The organism is Nonomuraea sp. NPDC052116, from assembly GCF_040680035.1.
Classification (GTDB): domain Bacteria; phylum Actinomycetota; class Actinomycetes; order Streptosporangiales; family Streptosporangiaceae; genus Nonomuraea; species Nonomuraea angiospora_A.
This window is the reverse complement of the sequence record NZ_JBFAWA010000024.1, coordinates 108,199-125,498: the sequence shown is the minus strand read 5'-3', so window position 1 is coordinate 125,498 and position 17,300 is coordinate 108,199. Positions and strand designations below refer to the sequence as shown.

Annotated in this window: 17 protein-coding genes; 11 read left to right on the top strand and 6 right to left on the bottom strand. The window is 73.3% G+C overall.

The window, feature by feature from the left end; genetic code table 11:
* Window positions 1–8 precede the first annotated feature (8 nt).
* The 4 genes from AB0L65_RS38715 (at window position 9) to AB0L65_RS38700 (ending at window position 5,622) form a co-directional block, all read left to right on the top strand.
* Window positions 9–1,148 (top strand): exonuclease SbcCD subunit D, encoded by a 1,140-nt coding sequence (locus AB0L65_RS38715; RefSeq protein ID WP_364256154.1) that lies wholly within the window; start codon window positions 9–11, stop codon window positions 1,146–1,148.
* Window positions 1,148–3,574, top strand: a complete 2,427-nt coding sequence (locus AB0L65_RS38710) for an SMC family ATPase (protein ID WP_364256151.1) — start codon at window positions 1,148–1,150, stop codon at window positions 3,572–3,574. The genes AB0L65_RS38715 and AB0L65_RS38710 overlap by 1 nt, the downstream gene beginning before the upstream one ends.
* Entirely contained in the window at window positions 3,571–4,515 is a 945-nt protein-coding gene (locus AB0L65_RS38705; RefSeq protein WP_364256148.1) for a hypothetical protein, read from the top strand. Before AB0L65_RS38710 ends, AB0L65_RS38705 begins: the two co-directional genes overlap by 4 nt.
* Before the next feature lie 102 nt (window positions 4,516–4,617).
* On the top strand, window positions 4,618–5,622 hold the full coding sequence (locus AB0L65_RS38700; protein ID WP_364256145.1) for an ABC transporter permease: 1,005 nt from the start codon (window positions 4,618–4,620) through the stop codon (window positions 5,620–5,622).
* 5 nt (window positions 5,623–5,627) lie between these two features.
* Here AB0L65_RS38700 and AB0L65_RS38695 read toward each other — a convergent pair whose 3' ends face one another.
* The gene (locus tag AB0L65_RS38695; protein WP_364256142.1) at window positions 5,628–6,014 is read right to left on the bottom strand and encodes a cupin domain-containing protein; all 387 of its coding nucleotides are present in this window, start codon (window positions 6,012–6,014) and stop codon (window positions 5,628–5,630) included.
* 166 nt (window positions 6,015–6,180) lie between these two features.
* On the opposite strand from AB0L65_RS38695, the gene AB0L65_RS38690 reads away from it, so the two are divergent.
* Together AB0L65_RS38690 and AB0L65_RS38685 are read left to right on the top strand one after the other, a co-directional pair.
* Complete coding sequence (locus AB0L65_RS38690; RefSeq protein ID WP_355202410.1) at window positions 6,181–6,594, top strand: ribonuclease domain-containing protein; 414 nt, start codon at window positions 6,181–6,183, stop codon at window positions 6,592–6,594.
* A 12-nt stretch (window positions 6,595–6,606) separates the two neighbouring features.
* On the top strand, window positions 6,607–6,975 hold the full coding sequence (locus tag AB0L65_RS38685) for a barstar family protein (protein WP_364256139.1): 369 nt from the start codon (window positions 6,607–6,609) through the stop codon (window positions 6,973–6,975).
* 12 nt (window positions 6,976–6,987) lie between these two features.
* On the opposite strand, the gene AB0L65_RS38680 is transcribed toward AB0L65_RS38685, so the two are convergent.
* From AB0L65_RS38680 to AB0L65_RS38670, 3 genes are all read right to left on the bottom strand, one after another.
* On the bottom strand, window positions 6,988–8,685 hold the full coding sequence (locus AB0L65_RS38680) for a hypothetical protein (RefSeq protein WP_364256136.1): 1,698 nt from the start codon (window positions 8,683–8,685) through the stop codon (window positions 6,988–6,990).
* Window positions 8,678–9,910 carry an FAD-dependent monooxygenase gene (locus tag AB0L65_RS38675; RefSeq protein WP_364256133.1) on the bottom strand — a complete coding sequence of 411 codons (1,233 nt, stop codon included), beginning with the start codon at window positions 9,908–9,910 and terminating at the stop codon, window positions 8,678–8,680. The genes AB0L65_RS38680 and AB0L65_RS38675 overlap by 8 nt, the downstream gene beginning before the upstream one ends.
* 163 nt (window positions 9,911–10,073) lie before the next feature.
* Window positions 10,074–10,586, bottom strand: a complete 513-nt coding sequence (locus tag AB0L65_RS38670; RefSeq protein WP_364256130.1) for a fasciclin domain-containing protein — start codon at window positions 10,584–10,586, stop codon at window positions 10,074–10,076.
* An 890-nt stretch (window positions 10,587–11,476) separates the two neighbouring features.
* Here AB0L65_RS38670 and AB0L65_RS38665 point away from each other — a divergent pair.
* Together AB0L65_RS38665 and AB0L65_RS38660 are read left to right on the top strand one after the other, a co-directional pair.
* The gene (locus tag AB0L65_RS38665) at window positions 11,477–11,959 is read left to right on the top strand and encodes an NUDIX hydrolase (protein ID WP_364256127.1); all 483 of its coding nucleotides are present in this window, start codon (window positions 11,477–11,479) and stop codon (window positions 11,957–11,959) included.
* A 107-nt stretch (window positions 11,960–12,066) separates the two neighbouring features.
* Window positions 12,067–12,882 carry an alpha/beta fold hydrolase gene (locus tag AB0L65_RS38660; protein ID WP_364256124.1) on the top strand — a complete coding sequence of 272 codons (816 nt, stop codon included), beginning with the start codon at window positions 12,067–12,069 and terminating at the stop codon, window positions 12,880–12,882.
* Window positions 12,883–12,891: 9 nt separating this feature from the next.
* Here AB0L65_RS38660 and AB0L65_RS38655 read toward each other — a convergent pair whose 3' ends face one another.
* Window positions 12,892–13,746 (bottom strand): nuclear transport factor 2 family protein, encoded by an 855-nt coding sequence (locus tag AB0L65_RS38655; RefSeq protein WP_364256121.1) that lies wholly within the window; start codon window positions 13,744–13,746, stop codon window positions 12,892–12,894.
* A 104-nt stretch (window positions 13,747–13,850) separates the two neighbouring features.
* On the opposite strand from AB0L65_RS38655, the gene AB0L65_RS38650 reads away from it, so the two are divergent.
* The 3 genes from AB0L65_RS38650 to AB0L65_RS38640 all read left to right on the top strand — a co-directional run bounded on the left by AB0L65_RS38650 (window position 13,851) and on the right by AB0L65_RS38640 (window position 16,645).
* Complete coding sequence (locus AB0L65_RS38650; protein WP_364256118.1) at window positions 13,851–14,417, top strand: helix-turn-helix domain-containing protein; 567 nt, start codon at window positions 13,851–13,853, stop codon at window positions 14,415–14,417.
* Between the two features lie 54 nt (window positions 14,418–14,471).
* A complete protein-coding gene (locus tag AB0L65_RS38645; protein WP_364256115.1) occupies window positions 14,472–15,386 on the top strand; it encodes a LysR family transcriptional regulator in 915 nt (304 codons plus the stop codon).
* Between the two features lie 95 nt (window positions 15,387–15,481).
* Window positions 15,482–16,645 (top strand): NAD-dependent formate dehydrogenase, encoded by a 1,164-nt coding sequence (locus tag AB0L65_RS38640; protein ID WP_364256112.1) that lies wholly within the window; start codon window positions 15,482–15,484, stop codon window positions 16,643–16,645.
* A gap of 52 nt (window positions 16,646–16,697) precedes the next feature.
* On the opposite strand, the gene AB0L65_RS38635 is transcribed toward AB0L65_RS38640, so the two are convergent.
* Window positions 16,698–17,246 (bottom strand): helix-turn-helix domain-containing protein, encoded by a 549-nt coding sequence (locus tag AB0L65_RS38635; RefSeq protein ID WP_350732174.1) that lies wholly within the window; start codon window positions 17,244–17,246, stop codon window positions 16,698–16,700.
* Window positions 17,247–17,300: the final 54 nt, after the last annotated feature.

Here is a 17,300-nt window from a genome sequence, read left to right as displayed (position 1 = left end):
GTGGTTTCGTGAAGATCCTGCACACCGCGGACTGGCACGTGGGCAAGGTGCTCAAGGGCCGCCCCCGCTTCGACGAGCACCGGGAGGTGCTGCGCGAGCTGGTGGCCGCCGCCCGCACCCACGACGTCGACGCCGTCATCGTGGCCGGCGACCTGTTCGACACCTCGGCGCCCACGCCCGAGGCCCAGTCGCTGGTGCTCAATGCGCTCATGGCGCTGCGCGGCGACGGCAGGGACGTGATCGTGCTGGCCGGCAACCACGACAACCCGCAGCTGCTGGAGGTCTACCGGCCGGTGCTCGGCAAGCTGGGCCTGCACGTCATCGGCTCGTTCCGGCGCCCGGACGCGGGCGGCACGCTGGCGTTCACGGCGCGCTCGGGCGAGCCGGTGCGGCTTGCGGTGCTGCCGTTCCTGTCGCACCGCTACGTCGTACGCGCCGCCGAGGTCCTCACCGGCACCGCCGCCGACCACAACCGCGACTACGCCGCCCGCATCGGCGAGCTGATCGGCGCGCTCACCGCCGGCTTCCACGCCGACACCGTCAACCTGGTCACCACCCACGGCACCCTGCCCGGCGGGGCGTTCGGCGGCGGCGAGCGGGAGGCGCAGTCGATCTTCTCCTACTACTTCGAGCCGACCGCGTTCCCGGCCGCCACCCAGTACGCCGCCCTCGGCCACCTGCACCGCCGCCAGCAGATTCCCGGCCCGTGCCCGATCTGGTACAGCGGCTCGCCGCTGGCCGTCGACTTCGGCGAGGAGGGCAACACCCCGGGCGCGCTGCTGGTCGAGGTCACCCCGGGCAAGCCCGCCGTGGTGCGGGAGCTGGCCTTCGCCTCGGCGCGGCGGCTGCGCACCGTGCGCGGCACGCTGGAGCAGCTGGAGGCCATCGAGCCGGGCGACGACTGGCTCAAGGTGATCGTGGAGGAGAAACCCCGGGTGGGCCTCGCCGACGACGTGCGCGGCCTGCTGAACGGCGCCGTGGACGTGGTCCTGGACGAGCGGTTCCGGCCGGTGCCCGCCACGCGCAGGACCGGCTCGGCCGAGCACAGCCCGCGCGAGCTGTTCCGCGAATACCTGACCGCCACCGGCCGCCACGACGAGCAGGTGGCCACGCTGTTCGACCGGCTCTACGACGAGGTGACCGGCTGATGCGACCTCTCCTGCTGCACCTGGACCACTTCGGCAGCTTCCGCGAGCCGGTGACCGTCGACTTCTCCGACACCGAATACTTCGCACTCGTGGGCCCGACCGGCGCCGGCAAGAGCACGATCATCGACGCGATCTGCTTCGCCCTGTACGGCACGGTGCCGCGCTGGGGCAGGGAGAACTCCATCGCCCACGCTCTGGCCCCGTCCGTCGCGGCCGGCAAGGTGGCGATGGTGTTCGACAGCAACGGGCGGCGCTTCGGCGTGGCCCGGTCGATGGTGCGCGACGCCAAGGGAGCGGTGCGCACCAAGGAGGCCAGGCTCGACGAGCTCGACCCGGCCGCGCCGCTCGAGCAGGCGTTCGACGCGGTGGTCAAGCCGCTCGCCGAGGGCGAGAACGTCACCCCGGAGGCGCAACGGGTGACCGGGCTGGAATACCGGTTCTTCACCCAGTGCGTGGTGCTGCCGCAGGGGCGCTTCGCGGAGTTCCTGCACGCGGCGCCGCGCGAGCGGCAGGACCTGCTGGTGCAGCTGCTCGACGCCGACGTCTACGAGCGGATCAGGCAGAGCGCCGCCCGCGAGGAGGAGGCCGCCAAGCAGGCCGCCTCCTTCGCCCGCGACCAGCTCACCAAGCTGTCCGGCGCGACCGCGGAGGCCGAGCGGGAGCTGGCGGAGCGGCTGGAGGCGCTGCGGCGGCTGGCCGAGACCATCGGCGCCGACCTGGACCTGCTGCGGGCCCGCGAGGGCGACATCCGCCGCGCCGAGCAGGAGCTGGCCGTCATGGCCGAGCGCCGGTCGATGCTGTCGGCGCTGCGCATGCCCTCCGCCGTACCCACGCTGGCCTCGGCCCGCCGCGCCGCCGCCGAGGCGGTCGAGGCGCTGACCGGCGAGGTGGCCACCCTGGAGGCCGACGACCACGAGGCGTACGAGGCACTGGCCGCGCTGGGCGACCGGGGCGCGCCACGGGCGGCGCTGACCGCGCTGGACGCCCGCGAGCGCCTGGCCGCCGACGCCGCCCGCGCCCGCGCCGAGGCCGCGACGGCGGCCACGTCGCTGCGGGACCTGGCCGGCGCGCGGGAAGCCGCCGAAGAGGCGCTGGCCGCCGCCGAGACCCAGCGGGAACGGCTGCGCGACGCCCACGCGGCCGCCCACCTGGTCCCGCGGCTGGCCGTGGGCGAGCCGTGCCCGGTCTGCCGGCACCCCGTCTCCGAGCTGCCCCGGCACGAGCCGCCCGCCGACATCCGCGCCGCCGACCGCGTCCTCGCGGGCACCCGCGAACGCGCCGAGCGCGCCAGGGCCGCCCACGCGCGCGCCGAGACCTCGGCGTCGATGCTCACCGCGCAGGCCGCGCGGGTGGAGTCCGAACTGGCCGCGCTGCCCGCCCCCGGGGACCGGGCCGAGCTCGAAGGCCGGCTGGCCGCGATCGCCAAGGCCGACGAGCTGGCCACCCAGGCACGCAGGGCGCTGCGCGCCGCCCGCGGGAAGCTGGACGAGGCGCGGGCCGGCGCCGAGCGCACCGAGCGGCAGGCCGAGAGCGCCTGGCGGGAGCTGGAGGCGGCCCGCGACCGGCTGCTCGTCTCCGGCCGGCAGGAGGACCCGCCGCCGCTCCTCGACCGGCGCGACCTGCACCAGGCGTGGACCGAGCTGCTCGGCTGGCGGGACCTGGCCGCGCAGGCCGCCCGCGCCGAGCTGGCCGAGCGCGAGGAGCAGCTCGCGCAGGCCGGCGCCCGGCTCACGGCCGACCGCCGCCGGCTGACCGAGCGGCTGGCCCAGCACGGCGTGGTCGCCCCGCGCGACGCCTCGCCCGACCAGCTCGGCGCCGCCGTCGCCGGGACCGTCGCCCGCGCCGACAGCGCCCTCGAACGCCTCAAGGAGGAGCGCAAGCGCGCCGCCGACCTCGAGCTCCAGGTCTCCGGGAAGGAGCACGAGGCCAAGGTCGCCCACGAGCTCGCCCTGCGCCTGCGGGCCAACGCCTTCGAGCGCTGGCTGTGCGCCGAGGCCCTGGCCGTGCTGGTCGCCTCGGCCTCCGACACGCTGCGCGAGCTGTCCGACGGCCAGTACGAGCTGGCCCTCGGCGACAAGACCGGCGACATCGAGGTCATCGACTACGGCGAGGCCGGCCTGCGCCGCAGCGCCCGCACCCTGTCCGGCGGCGAGACCTTCCAGGCCGCCCTCGCGCTGGCCCTGGCGCTGTCCGGCGCCGTCGCGCGGGGCCTCGACTCGATCTTCCTGGACGAGGGGTTCGGCACGCTCGACCCGGCCACGCTCGACACCGTGGCCGGCACTCTCGAACGCCTGGCCGCCGGCCAGGACCGCCTAATCGGCGTCGTCACGCACGTGCCCGCGCTGGCCGATCGCGTGCCGGTGCGCTTCGAGGTCAGGCGCGACGGCAAGGGCTCCCATGTGCGGAAGGCGGCCATCGCTCCATGACGGGATTCACCGTCGACCCGTGGGACCCCGGCTACGCCGCCGCCCTCGCCGTCGAGAACCTCTCCGAGATGGGCGCCACCAGCGCCGAGCTGGTCATCGACATCGAGCGGCCGGCCGCCGACTGGAAGCCCGTCACGCCCGGGCCCGACGCCTCCCCTCCCGGGACGCTGCTGGTGGCCGACGGGGTCCGCAGGATCGACGCCCGCGTGTGGGTCGACGATCCCGACGCGCCCATGCCCGTCCCGGGGATCGCGGCGTCGTACGCGGCCGGCATCGTCCGCTGCGGCCCGGACGGCGCCGACCTGGCGGCGATCCAGGTCAACCGGTCGCTGATCTCCGCCTCGCCGCACACGCCCGAGGTCAAGACCACGCACGCCACGTACGAGCCCAGCAAGGCCGCCGACGCGAGCTTCGAGGAGTTGTCCCTGGCGCTGCAGCGGCTGGTCACCCAGCTGGAGGTGGACCTGGCGGTGCGGCACCGCGACCGCGGCGACGACCTGCTGCTGGTGGACGGGCCGCTGCGGGGGCGTACGCACCTGCCGCGCACGATCGGCTACATCAAGACCCACCACACCGCCTACCTGCCGCCGCCGCAGTCCGCGGTGGTCGCCGCGCTCGCGCCGGGCCAGCGCACGCCCGTGTTCCTGATGGGGACGAGCTGGCGGCGGCATGCCTGGTACCTGCGGCTTCCCGTCCAGTCGTCCGCGCCGTGGGCGGGCGTGGCGCGTTGCGAGGCCAGCGCCGAGCTGGACCCGGCCCAGGTCGTACGGCTGGCCGACGCGGTCACCGTCGCCCTGCCGCCGCTGGCCGGCGTGGACTACAAGGACCCGCGCGCGCCGCAGAACCTGGTCCCGATCGGCGGCCTGGAGAAGCTCCTGCGCCACCACCTGGGCGACAGCCGCCTGCTCTACCGCGCACTGCGCACGGCGGCGGCCGGTTAGCCGGTCGTGCTCGGGAACGGACCCGTCACGAAAGGCTTCGGTAGCCGTCAGGGAGGGAATGTCAGCGGCCCTGACCGGCGGGCGCCTGCCTAGCGTGGGCGCATGGGTGACTGGTGGGCGGCCTTCAAGCGATCGCCGTACTTTCCCGCGTCCGTCCTGGCGCTGATCCTCTCGGCGGGGGCGGGGCTGTTCGCCGGGTCGTACACGTACGCCATGGCCTCCCCGACCCCGCACCACATGCCGGTGGCGGTCGTCGGCGTCAGCGCCCAGACCGTACGGGGGAAGGCCTTCGTCGCCGGCCTGGAGCAGTCCCTGGAGTCCTCGCTCGTCCTGCGCTTCGAGCGGACGTACGCCGACGCCGTCAGGGCCATCGAGGAGCAGCGGGCCTTCGCCATATTCGCGGTGCGCGGGAACGACGTCGAGATGGACGTCTCGAGCGCCTCGGGCGCGTCGGTGGCGCTGCTGCTCGTCGAGCAGGCTCCGCGCGTCGCCGCCCGGGTGGGGGTGCGCCTCACGATGAGGGACATCAAGCCGCTCCAGCGAGCCGACCCGCGCGGCCTGGCGATCTTCTACATCACGCTCGCCGCCGTGATCATCGGGTTCACCGGGGCGGCCCAGCTGAGCGCCAACGCCGCCCAGCTCAATCCCGGCGAGCGGATCGCCTTCACCGCCGCCTATGCCGGGCTTGGGGCGTTCGCCATCGTGGCGATCGTGGACTGGCTGCTGGGCGCGCTGAAGCTGCCGGTCCTGGAGTCGTGGTTGATCCTGGCGCTGACCATGTTCGCGACGGGGATGGTGTTCACCATGTTCCACACCTTCATCGGGCGCTGGGCGATGCTTCCCACCTGGGGGCTGATGGTGCTGCTGGGCAACCCCTCCTCCGGCGGGGCGGTGTCGTGGCCGCTGCTGCCGTCACCGCTGGGCGTCATCGGCCGCTGGCTGCCGCCGGGGGCGTCGGTCAACGCCCAGCACACCGCCGTCTACTTCCGCGGCCACCAGAGCCTGATGCCGTTCCTGGTGCTGGGGGCGTGGTCGCTGGTGTCCTGCGTCGTCTTCCTGATCTGGCGCAAACGCCATCCCGGGGGCCGCACCGACGCCCCCTCATGAGCCTGTCAGCCGCGTGGGGCACGGCGGTCGCGGCGGCGTTCGAGCTCTTCCTCATCGACCAGGGTGAGCATCGGCTCGCCCGGGGCGCACAGCATCACGACGACGAAACGGCTCCACGTGTCGGGGAGGTTGTTGGCCGCCTGGTAGTGGATGACGTCACCGCCCGGCTCCCAGAAGGCCTCGCCGGCGCGGATGACCCGCTCGGGCTCGCCCTCCAGCTCGAAGATCATTTCTCCTTCGAGCATGTAGCCGAAGACCGGGCCGGCGTGGCGGTGCGGCGGGGTGCCCGGGTCCCCCGGCGGCAGCTCGATCAGGGCGGTCATCGAGCAGGCCCCTTCGGGGACCGTGGGGTGCTGCTCCTGAAGGAGGGTCAGGACGGTGTTGGATCGCATGTCCAGGAGGCTATGGGCCATTCGGCCCTATGAGATGGGCCATTTGCGGTCCGACCGATTGGACCAATTCCGAGTGTTCATCTTTCCTTTAGTGATCTTTGTCGTTATTTGCCCCATTCTGCGGGGATCATTGCGGTGTCCGTCGCACCCCCCACGAGGAGGCTTCGTGCACACCCCGCAACGCTCCGGACGTTCCTGGCCGGTGAGGCTCACCGTCGTCCTCACCGCCTTCGTGTCCCTCATCGGCCTGGTCGGCATCACCCCCGCCAACGCCTCGGTCTACAACTCCTGCACCATCTCGCGGTGCTCCGACGCGCGCTCGGCCAGCTCGACCTGGGCCTCCAAGGGCTACCCCACCTCCAGCGGCTGGTACTCCTGGCCGGACGGCCGCTACAACTACACCGGCGGGCGCTTCTACAACCGCGAGGGCCAGCTGCCCAGCGGCGCCACCTACTATGAGTACGACGTCTACTCCAGGGCGCGCGGGGCCGCGCGTGACGCGTACCGGATCGTCGTGAACCGCAGCACCGGCGTGGTGTGGTTCTCGCCCAACCACTACACCGACTTCTACCGCCTGTAGGGACGCACGCCCATGACCTCCGCCGAACGTCCGCTGCCGTCCTGGCTCACGGTGTCCACCGGCCCGGCGCCGGCGGTGGTCGACGGGCGGGCCTGCCGGACCCGCGCCGCCTTCTTCGACGAGGTGGCGCGGGTGCTGCGCCTGCCCGCCTACTTCGGCCGCAACTGGGACGCGCTCACCGACTCGCTGCGCGACACCGGCGCCGTCGCCCTGTTCGTGGCGCACGCCGAGGAGCTGCTCGGCGACGAGCCTCCCGAGCAGTTCGCCACGCTGCTGGCGGTCCTCTCCGACGCCGCCGAAGCCGGGCTCACCGTCACCCTGAACACCGAGCCCGCCCATGAGACCCCGCTCCGGGAGCGGACCGCCGCCGCACTGAGCTGAGCCAGGCGAGCGCTATGCGGAGCACAGGTACGGGCGGGAGAGCGTCAGGGCGGTCGCCGTGAGCGCCATCCCGAACAGGACCGGCGCGAGGTGCCAGAGGTCGACGTACCCGATGGCCAGGTGGGTGAGGACGGCGGGCACGAACCCGGCGACGGCCGCGAGCGTCAGCGTCCACCACACCCACGACTCACCGCGCCGCCATCCCCAGGCGCTCAGCAGGGTGATCGCCGCCGCGGCGGCCAGCAGCGCCCCGCCGAACCCGGCCCTGTCGTGCGCGACGAACGGCAGCAGCCGCGTCCCGGCCGCCGCCCGCAGCGCGTCCGGCCCGGTTCCCAGGTACTCCAGGTCGCTCGGGACGAAGACGCCGCCGAGACCGACGGCCGACACGGCCACGCCGCCGACGAACAGCCCGGCCCCGGTGATCACCATGAGGAGCTGGCCGGTGAGCGCCCGGCGGCGTTCGCGCTCGGGTCCGTCCGGGCGGGAGATCCATCGCGGACGCGCCCGGGGCCGCCGGGCCGCGGCCAGGAACATGGGGAGGAGCACGACGGCCAGCGCCGTGTGCAGCGGCTCCACGTACCCGTGGGTGAAGAGGTAGGGCACGGCGGCGAACCCGATCGCCCCCGAGACCAGGTACGCCTCGCGCGCCCACGGCCATCCGCGGCGCATGCCGCCGGCGGTGAGTCCGAGGTAGAGGACGCCGACGGCCACCATCGTGCCCGCCAGCGTGATCCGGTCGTGCCGCAGGAAGTGGACCAGGTGGTGGTTGACGGCGTGTAACGCCTCCTGGTCCATGTCGAGGAAGGCGCGGTCGTACCAGAGCAGCACCGGCCCGAGCGCGACCGCCGCGGCGACGAGCCCGGCGACCGCGATGACGGCACCGGTCACCAGCCCCCACCACCAGCCGGGCCACCGTCGGGGGTCACGACCGACGGCCCTCAGCGAGGGGGTGGGCGCGGTGGGGGTCGCCGCCTCCATCACCCGCCCGAACCACCCGGGGCCTGCCTCGATCAGCAGGGCCGGCGTGGCGAGCACGGCCTTGGCGGGATCGGCAAGAATACGGGCCGCCGCTCCAACGGCCGGGGAAGCAGGCAACACGATGCCCCCTTCACCCACCCTCACACCACACTCGACCCCGCCCACCCCCACGCCGTGCTCCCCCAGGGGCTCCCCCGCGCCGCACGACCCCCGGGGCCTCTCCACGCCGCACTCCGCCCGAGGCACCCCCGCGCCGCACTCCGCCCGAGGCACCTCCACGTCGTGCTCCGGCCGGTGCTGCACCTTGGTGTCCGTCGGAAGGATCGCGTCCACGTGTGCTGCCAGGGCGGCGGTCACGGCCGGGTCCCCCGTGCGGACCAGCAGCGGCACCCGCCTGCCCGCCGCCGCCTCCCGTACCAGCGGCACGTCCGCGAGCCCGACCGGCTCCACCAGGATGAGCCCCGCCCCGAGCGGCGCCAGCGCGCGTACGGCGTCCCGGGCCACCTCCGGCGGCACCGCCGCACCCAGCCGGCTGCGCACCGCCACCCCGCTCACGGTGCCCGACAAGTGCGCGGGCGGGTGCCGATGCCCGAGCAGCCGCGCGACCACCCGCCCGCCGCCGGGCAGCGATCCCGTCCAGGCCAGCGTCCGCAGCGCCACCCGCCGCGACCGCCGTACGCCCAGCAGCGCCCCCGCGACCCCCCGTAGCGGCTGGTACGTCCAATCAGGCATCGCTCCCCGGCCCTCCTTCCGACCCTCCACCCGGCCCTGCGTCCGGCATTCCGTCGAGCTCGGGCAGCGGGTCGGCACCCCGTTCCGCCGACTCGGGCGGCGTCCATCCGAGGACGGGGTCCATCGACCTCAGCAGCAGCCTGGGCGGCACCAGGCGGGCGGCGAGGTTCCGTGACCACGCCCCCGGTCCCCACGCCATCAGGGACGCCGCTCCCAGCCGGGCCGACCGGCGCACGATCGCCTGGGTACGGGGCCGCCGCACCCGGTCGTACCGCGCGAGCGCCACGCCCACGTCGCGGTCCGAACGCAGGCAGGCGGCCAGTGTGACCGCGTCCTCCAGCGCCGTGCCCGCCCCCTGCCCCAGTGCCGGGTCCATCGCGTGCGCCGCGTCCCCCAGCAGCGCCACCCTCCCCCGCACGTACGTGGCCAGCGGCGGCATCGCGTACACGTCGTGCCGCAGCGCGGCATCCTCGGGCACGGCCGCCAGCAACTCGGGCACCGGATCGGGCCAGCCGCCGAACCTGCGCACGAGCCCCGCGTACGCGTCCTCCTCGCCGCCTTCGGGCGCCCGGGCCGCAGCGAAGCAGTAGAACCGCCCGCCCGGCAGCGCGGCGAACCCGAAGCGCTCCCCGCGCCCCCAGAAAACCGCCCCTTCGGCTCCCCACCCGCCCAGCGGCCCGGTCACCGCCCGCCACGCCGTACACCCGGCATACCGGGGCGCCCGCGCCTCCGGCCACCCCTGCCGCCGCACCCGGCTACGGATCCCGTCGGCCCCCACCACCAGGTCCGCCCGCACCTGCCCGCCTCGATGCCCGACCACCACCCCCTCGCCATCCGGCCGCACGGCTTGCACCTCGCTGCCGGACCGCGGCAGGTCCGCCGGCAGTGCGGCCACGAGGACCCGCACCAGCTCGGCCCGGTGCACCATGAGCAGCGGCCACCCGTGCCGCCTCGCCACGTCGGCGTTGTCGGTCCTGGACAGCCATCGCCCGGCCCGGTCCCGCACCCCGCCCACGGTCTCCACGCCGGCGATCGCCCGTACCCGATCGGCCAGGCCCAATGCGGCGAGGGCGCGCGTGGCGTTCGGCCAGAGCGCCAGCCCCGCCCCGATCTCGCCGAACTCGACGGCCCGCTCCAGCACGGTCACCCGCCACCCGATCCGGTGCAGCGCGATCGCCGCCGCCAGCCCTCCGATCCCCCCGCCGACCACGACCGCAGCAGGCACGACCCGCACCCCCGACATCCTTTTGAGCGACTGCTTAATCAGACCATAGACCGATTTAAGCGATCGCTCAACCGCCTCGATGGCGGCACACCCGCAGGGAAGGACGGGAGCCGGCGGGGAGCGCGGCCGATGATAACCGCGCTCCCCGATAGGGCAGATCCCGTCAGTGGGGCAGCAGGATCTTGTCGACGATGTAGACGGTGGCGTTGCTCGTCTTCACGCCGCCGCAGACGATCTTGGCGTCGTTGATGGTGAGGTTCTCACCGGAGCCCTTCACGGTCAGGGACCCGCCCTGCATGGTCTTGAGCGTGGCGCCCTCGACCAGGTCGGACGGCGCCTTCTTGCCCATCACGACGTGGTAGGACAGCAGCTTGGTCAGTGCTTCCTTGTTGGCCATGAGCTTGTCCTGGGCTTCCTTCGGGATCGCGTCGAACGCCTTGTTGTCCGGCGCGAAGACCGTGATGTCCGTGGCGGAGTCCAGTTTCTCCTCGAGCCCGGCCTTCTTCACCGCCTCCGACAGCTTGGACAGCTCGGAGAGCTTGGAGATGGCGGTGCCAACGGGCTGGTCCGCGACCTCGGCCAGGTTGCCCTCGATCGCGGAGCAGCCGGGTCCGGACGGGCTGGCGGCGGCGGTCGCGGTCGGCGAGGGCGACATTTCCGGAGAAGTGGGTGACATTTCCGGAGAGGTGGGCGACATCTCTGGCGAAGTCGGCGACATCTCCGGGGCGGCGGTCGTTTCCTCCGGCGATGGCACCGGCGTACGCGTGTGGACTGCTGCGCCGGCGGTACCAGTGGCACCGGCGGCCAGCGCCAGCGCCGCCGCGAGAAGCACTTGTTTCACTGTGATCCCCCCGAGTTCGGAGTGCCGCGGCGGGCGAACCTGCCACGGCTCGAACGCAGCCCCGGGCTCGCACCCCGGCTGCCTCTCCAGTGTGGGCAGCCATCGAGAACACGGGAGTTACATTTCGCCCAAAAAGCCACAAAAGCCGTACACCATAACTTTTGCCCGCCATATCCCGGCGCAGGTTTGGAACCCGACGGGCCCCGGCCCGCCGGGGCCCGCGGGCCTCAGGTCCCTTTAAGAAGCATTCAGAGCACCGGCCGGAGGTCGTGCGGGCCAAAGGCGCGGCGGCGTTCGGTGGCGCAGAAGGTTCCGGCGAGCCCGATGAGGAGCCGTCCGACGAGCCGGCCAGGTCGCCGCCCGTGCCGGTGGCGACGGCGCGCAGGGCGGTGATCGCGCCGCGGGTGGGCAGCAGCGGCTCGGCCGCCGCGAGCGGGGCGGGGATCGACGACAGCGCGCCGGTGGCGACGGTCAGCACGAGGACCGCGACGGACAGCAGGCGACCCGCGACGGACAGCAGGCGACCCGCGAGGGACAGCAGGCGACCCGAGCGCCGGAGTACGGCGGCCGCGGCCCGCCTGGTTCGTGGACCTGACGGACCCGGCGCGGCGCGACGCCGTCGCCATCGTCCGGCGCGGGCAGGCCGGCGTGGCGGCCGGGCCGGCGCGCTGAGAGACGGCCCGGCGCTACCGGGATCCCGGGGGCGGAACGGGTAGCGTGGACGGATGAGCAAATCGTTCCTGGAGCCGGCCGAGTGGTACGCGACCCTTCCGGCGTTCTATGCCTCCGCGTGCGTGCTGCTCACCGATGCCGAGGACCGGGTCCTCATGGTCAAGCCCAACTACCGGCCCCACTGGGCGATCCCTGGCGGCATCATGGAGGCCGACGAGCACCCCCACGAGTGCGCGGTCCGCGAGGTCGAGGAGGAGCTCGGACTGCGCGTGACGGTGAGCGGGCTCCTGGTGGTGGACTGGGCGCTGCCGGTGGGTGACCGGCCGCAGAGCATGGCCAACTTCCTGTTCGACGGCGGCACGGTCACGGATCCTAGCCAGATCGTCCTGCAGACCTCGGAGCTCGACGACTTCGGCTTCTTCCCCTGGGACGAGGCGGCCGGGCTGCTCCCCGCCGCCACCACCGCCCGCATCCCGGCGGCACGGCGGGCACGCAAGGACGCCCGCACCGTCTACCTCCCCTTCACCCCTCAGTAGCCCTCTCGGTACGCCCAGGCACCTGTGGCACGTTCCGCGCGTCCACAAAACCTAGGGCCTCTAGGAAATAGACTAGTATTCCTAGGATCGACCGAAAGGGGATCATCATGGCCACGCTGGACGTACCAGGCGCCACGCTCTACTACGAGGTCAGCGGCGACGGACCCGCACTTTTGCTGCTGCCCGGCGGCGGCGGTGACGCGGCGATCTTCGACGCGCTCGCCGGCCCGCTCGCCGAGCACTTCACGCTCATCACCCTCGACCCGCGCGGCTACTCGCGCAGCCACCTCGACGGCCCGGCCGTGGATCAGCGGGTCGAGGTGCAGAGCGAGGACGCCCGCCGGCTGCTCGACGCCGTCACCCCCGACCGGCCCGCCTACGTCTTCGGCGGCAGCAGCGGCGCCATCGTCGGCCTCGACCTGCTCGCCCGGCACCCCGAGCGGGTGCGCCGCCTGGTCGCCCACGAGCCGCCGTGCTTCGCCGTCCTCCCCGACGCCCCCGCGCAGCGGGCCTTCGTCGAGGAGGTTCACCGGCTCTTCCGCGAGCAGGGGCTCGCGGCCGCGTCCGCCCGGTTCATGGAGGGCATCGGCGGGACCCTCCGGCCGCTGCCGGACCCGGCCTCGCTGCCGCCCCGGGCCGCCGAGATGATGACCCGGCTGATGAACAACGCTCCGATCATGATGGAGCATGAGTTGCGGCAGTTCACGTCCTACGTCCCCGACCTGGCCGCGCTCGGCCGCGTCGCCGACCGGCTGGTCCTGGCCGCCGGGCGCGAGACCAGGGGGCACCTGCCGCACCGGCCGGCCGCGCTGCTGGCGGAGCGGCTCGGGCTCGGGCTGGTCGAGTTCCCCGGCGGGCACAGCTTCACCGACGCCCCCGAGGAGTTCGCCAAGCAGCTGATCGAGGCGCTCACCGCCCCCTGACCGGGGCTCTCACGCGCCGGCCACCTCGCGCATCAGCTCGGCCGAGACCATGGGGTTGCCGTAGTCGCGCGAGTGCACGATGAGCCCGTCCCGCACCGTCACGATCATGACGTACGTGGTGGCGAACGACCTGCCCGTGGCCGTGACGGACCCGTGCAGGGTGAACTCGGCCACCACCACGTCCGGGTCCGCGGTCTCCAGCAGGTTGACCGCGTCCGCGCGCTCGAACCGCCACAGCCCCTTCACCGCCTCGACCCGGGCACGCAGGAGGTCGCCGCCGACCGAACGCGCAGGCACGCCCGGCGGGGCGAACGGGATCTCGATGACCACGTTCGGCGCGTACAGGGCGAGCATCGCCTCGTGGTCGCCGGTCGCCGAGACCTCGATCAGCCGCGCGGCGACCTCCCTGGCGCTCCCGGGCCGCACGGGCGCGAGCACGGCCGCCAGCTCGGGCAGCATGCCGACGGCTTCGGCGGCGCCCACGGCGTTGGGATAGTCGAGGTAGGAGACCACGGCGCCGTCGCGGACGCGGATCACCCCGAGGGACGAGGCGAACCGGAACGGCGTGCCGCCGGCGCTGCCCTCCGGCTCGAACTCGACGACGACCACCTCCGGGTCGGCGGCCTCGTAGACGGTGGCGCGGACGTCGTCGAAGCTCAGCAGTTGCGCGATCCCGCCGGAGGCGCCCTGTTTCATGTGCTCACGGATGGTTTGTACGCCTTCGAACCGGCGCGGCTGCCCGGGCATGCCGAACCGCAGCTCATAGACGGCGTCGTCGGCGAACACGGCGGTGAAGGCGTCGGCGTCCCTGCCCGCCAGGGCCTGGCGCAGGTGCTCGACGACCGCAAAAAGGTTCTCGGACATGGTGAATCCCCTCGGAGAGAACGGAATAGAATCGGAACGCACGCCCCGTTTCAGGATTGGACGATACGGAACGCGCGCCCCGTTTGTCTAGAAGGGAGCCATCGATGACGCCGGACAAGCCGCTGCGCGCCGACGCCCGCCGCAACCGCGACCGCGTGCTGCAAGCCGCCGAGGCCGCGTTCTCGGCCGAGGGCATGGCGGTGCCGCTGGACGAGATCGCCCGACGCGCGGGCGTCGGCGCCGGCACGATCTACCGGCACTTCCCCTCCAAGGAGGCGCTGTTCGAGGCCGTGATCCACGACCGGATCGGGCAGTTCGCCGACGAGGCCCGCACGCTCTCGGCGGCGGAGCGGCCCGGCGAGGAGTTCCTCGCGTTCCTGGGCCGGGTGATCGATCAGGCGATGCTCAACAAGGCGCTGTGCGACGCCTTGGAGGCCGCCGGATCGCCGGTCAAGCCGTCCGACGGCGTCCAGCGCGACGTGTGGGAGGCCTTCGGCGCCCTGCTCGGCGCCGCCCAGCGCGCCGGCGCCGTCCGCGCCGACGTCGACGTCTCCGACCTGCGGGCCCTGCTGTCGGGGGCGCTCGCCATGGAACGCCACGCCCGCGACAGCGACCGCCCCGCCGGCCGGCTGACCGGGCTCCTGCTGGACGCCCTGCGCCCCCGCCCCTGACCCCGCGAAAAGATGGACGCGGCAGGGGCCCGCGGGGCATCCTATGGCGTGCTGTTGCGCCAGTTGGAGTATCTGGTGGCCCTGGCCCGGGAGCGGCATTTCGCCCGTGCCGCCGCGGCCTGTCACGTCTCCCAGCCGTCGCTGTCGGCGGCCATCCGCAAGCTCGAACGCGAGCTGGACGTCCCCCTCGTCCGGCGCGGCCAGCGCTTCGCCGGGCTGACCCCGGAGGGCGAGCGGGTGCTGCTGTGGGCCCACCGGATCCTCGCCGACGCCGACGCCCTGCGCCAGGACCTGTCGAAGATGCGCGAAGGGCTGTCGGGCACGCTGCGGATGGGCGCGATCCCGACCGCGCTGACCGCCGCCTCGCTGCTGACCACGCCGTTCTGCGAGCGCTACCCGCACGTACGGGTGCTGCTGACCTCGCTGTCGTCGCGGGAGATCACGCGGCGGCTGGCCGAGTTCGAGATCGACATGGCGATGACGTACCTCGACGACGAGGAGGAGTTCGGCGAGGTGCATCCGCTCTACGAGGAGCGCTACCTGCTGCTGACGCCGTCCGACGGCGAGCTGGCCGAGCGCCGGGTGGCGCGCTGGGCGGAGGTGGCCGCGCTGCCGCTGTGCCTGCTGGCCCCCGAGATGCGCAACCGCCGCATCCTGGACGCCAACTTCCGGCAGGCCGGGGCGGTGGCCGTGCCCGCGATCGAGACCGACACCGTCTCGGCCCTGTTCGCGCACGTCGCGACCCACCGCTGGTCCAGCGTGATCGCGCACGCGTGGCTGCACATGTTCGGGGTGCCCGAGGGCATGCGGGTCGTCCGGCTGGAGCGGCCCGCCCGGGAGCCGCGCGTGGGGCTCGTCCTGGCCGGTACGGGCCCGGAGCCGGTGATGGCGCGGGCGCTGCTGGACCTCGCCCGCGACCTCGATCTGCGCGAGGTGTTCGACCGGCTGACCCACGACCACCTGGGATAGAAGCCCTCTATCACCCGATAGGAACAAACGCTTTGACCTGCGGATATACGTCGGCGGACAGTGAGATCATTCCCGACCGACGAGGAGCAGAGGCCATGGCCAAGGTGCTGTGCGTGCTGTACGACGACCCGATCGACGGATACCCGACCACCTACGCGCGGGACGGCCTGCCCGCGCTGACCGGCTACCCGGGCGGCCAGACGCTGCCCAGCCCCAAGGCGATCGACTTCACCCCCGGCCACCTGCTCGGCAGCGTCTCCGGCGAGCTGGGCCTGCGCCGCTTCCTCGAAGAACGCGGCCACACGCTGGTGGTCACCTCCGACAAGGACGGCGACGACTCGGAGTTCGACCGCGAGCTGGCCGACGCCGACGTGGTGATCTCCCAGCCGTTCTGGCCCGCGTACCTGACGGCCGAGCGCATCGCCCGCGCGCCCAGGCTGAAGCTGGCCGTCACCGCCGGCATCGGCTCCGACCACGTGGACCTGGACGCCGCCATCGCCCGCGGCATCACCGTCGCCGAGGTCACCTACTGCAACAGCATCAGCGTCGCCGAACACGTCGTGATGATGATCCTGTCCCTGGTGCGCAACTACCTGCCGTCCCATCAGACGGTGCTGGACGGCGGCTGGAACATCGCCGACTGCGTCGCCCGCTCCTACGACGTCGAGGGCATGCACGTCGGCACCGTCGCCGCCGGCCGCATCGGCACGGCGGTGCTGCGCCGGCTCAAGCCGTTCGACGTGCACCTGCACTACACCGACAAGCACCGCCTGCCGCGCGAGGTCGAGGAGGAGCTCGGGCTCACCTTCCACGCGGACGCCGCCGCCATGGTCCCGCACTGCGACGTGGTGACCGTCAACGCGCCGCTCCACCCGCAGACCGAAGGGCTGTTCGGCGACGAGCTGATCGGCTCGATGAAGCGGGGCGCGTACCTGATCAACACCGCCCGCGCCAGGATCGCCGACCGCGACGCGATCGTGCGCGCGCTGGAGAGCGGGCAGCTCGCCGGCTACGCGGGCGACGTCTGGTACCCCCAGCCCGCGCCCGCCGACCACCCGTGGCGGACCATGCCGCACCACGGCATGACCCCGCACATCTCCGGCTCCTCCCTGTCGGCCCAGGCGCGCTACGCCGCCGGCACCCGCGAGATCCTCGAATCGTGGCTGGAGGGCACGCCGATCCGCGAGGAGTACCTGATCGTGGAGGGCGGCGCCCTGGCCGGAGCCGGCGCCCATTCCTACACGACCCGGACGCGTTGACGCGACCGGATCGGAAGGCGGCGGGCGCCTCCCGCGCCCGCCGCCCCGGGGATCAGGGCTCCAGGCCCTTACGGAGCAGCAGCCACGCCCTGTCGGCGGTCTCGCGCCGCAGGTCCGCCGGTATCTTGGCGAGCAGTCCCGCGATCATGCCCAACGCCGTCACCAGATCCTCGGCGGTGACGTGCTCGCGCACGCGGCCGGCCTCCCGCGCCCTCGCCAGCGGCCCCTCCAGCAGCGCCTCCACCTGGTAACGCAGGCTCATGATGCGCGGATCCGTGGCGCTGACCATCGCGATGAACGCCGTCGAGGCGATCGCCTGATCGGTCGTCAGCGCCAGCACGTCGTCGAGCGTGGCCGCGGGGTCGGTGGCCAGCGCCTCCAGCGCCTTGATGCCGTCGTCGAACACGGCCAGCGCGAGGCTGACGCGGTCGGGGAAGTGCCGGTAGAGGCTGCCCTGGCCGACCCCGGCCGCCCGCGCGATCGAGGTGAGCGGCGCGTCGAAGCCGTCGGTGGCGAACAGCTCGCGGGCCGCCTCGATCAGCGCCGCGCGGTTCTCGGCGGCGGCGCTGGGGCCTCTGTTGGGTCGACGCGTGTTGGGCATAGGAGTACGGTAGCAACCGGACGACATCGTCCGGTATTCCTGGAGCGCAACATC

Coding starts and splice junctions, on each gene's coding strand:
- AB0L65_RS38670 (WP_364256130.1), bottom strand. CDS start 10,586: ATGTCACCCACTTCTCCGGAAATGTCGCCCTCGCCGACCGCGACCGCC.
- AB0L65_RS38660 (WP_364256124.1), top strand. CDS start 12,067: ATGGCCACGCTGGACGTACCAGGCGCCACGCTCTACTACGAGGTCAGC.
- AB0L65_RS38705 (WP_364256148.1), top strand. CDS start 3,571: ATGACGGGATTCACCGTCGACCCGTGGGACCCCGGCTACGCCGCCGCC.
- AB0L65_RS38650 (WP_364256118.1), top strand. CDS start 13,851: ATGACGCCGGACAAGCCGCTGCGCGCCGACGCCCGCCGCAACCGCGAC.
- AB0L65_RS38700 (WP_364256145.1), top strand. CDS start 4,618: ATGGGTGACTGGTGGGCGGCCTTCAAGCGATCGCCGTACTTTCCCGCG.
- AB0L65_RS38635 (WP_350732174.1), bottom strand. CDS start 17,246: ATGCCCAACACGCGTCGACCCAACAGAGGCCCCAGCGCCGCCGCCGAG.
- AB0L65_RS38665 (WP_364256127.1), top strand. CDS start 11,477: ATGAGCAAATCGTTCCTGGAGCCGGCCGAGTGGTACGCGACCCTTCCG.
- AB0L65_RS38685 (WP_364256139.1), top strand. CDS start 6,607: ATGACCTCCGCCGAACGTCCGCTGCCGTCCTGGCTCACGGTGTCCACC.
- AB0L65_RS38640 (WP_364256112.1), top strand. CDS start 15,482: ATGGCCAAGGTGCTGTGCGTGCTGTACGACGACCCGATCGACGGATAC.
- AB0L65_RS38680 (WP_364256136.1), bottom strand. CDS start 8,685: ATGCCTGATTGGACGTACCAGCCGCTACGGGGGGTCGCGGGGGCGCTG.
- AB0L65_RS38710 (WP_364256151.1), top strand. CDS start 1,148: ATGCGACCTCTCCTGCTGCACCTGGACCACTTCGGCAGCTTCCGCGAG.
- AB0L65_RS38695 (WP_364256142.1), bottom strand. CDS start 6,014: ATGCGATCCAACACCGTCCTGACCCTCCTTCAGGAGCAGCACCCCACG.
- AB0L65_RS38655 (WP_364256121.1), bottom strand. CDS start 13,746: ATGTCCGAGAACCTTTTTGCGGTCGTCGAGCACCTGCGCCAGGCCCTG.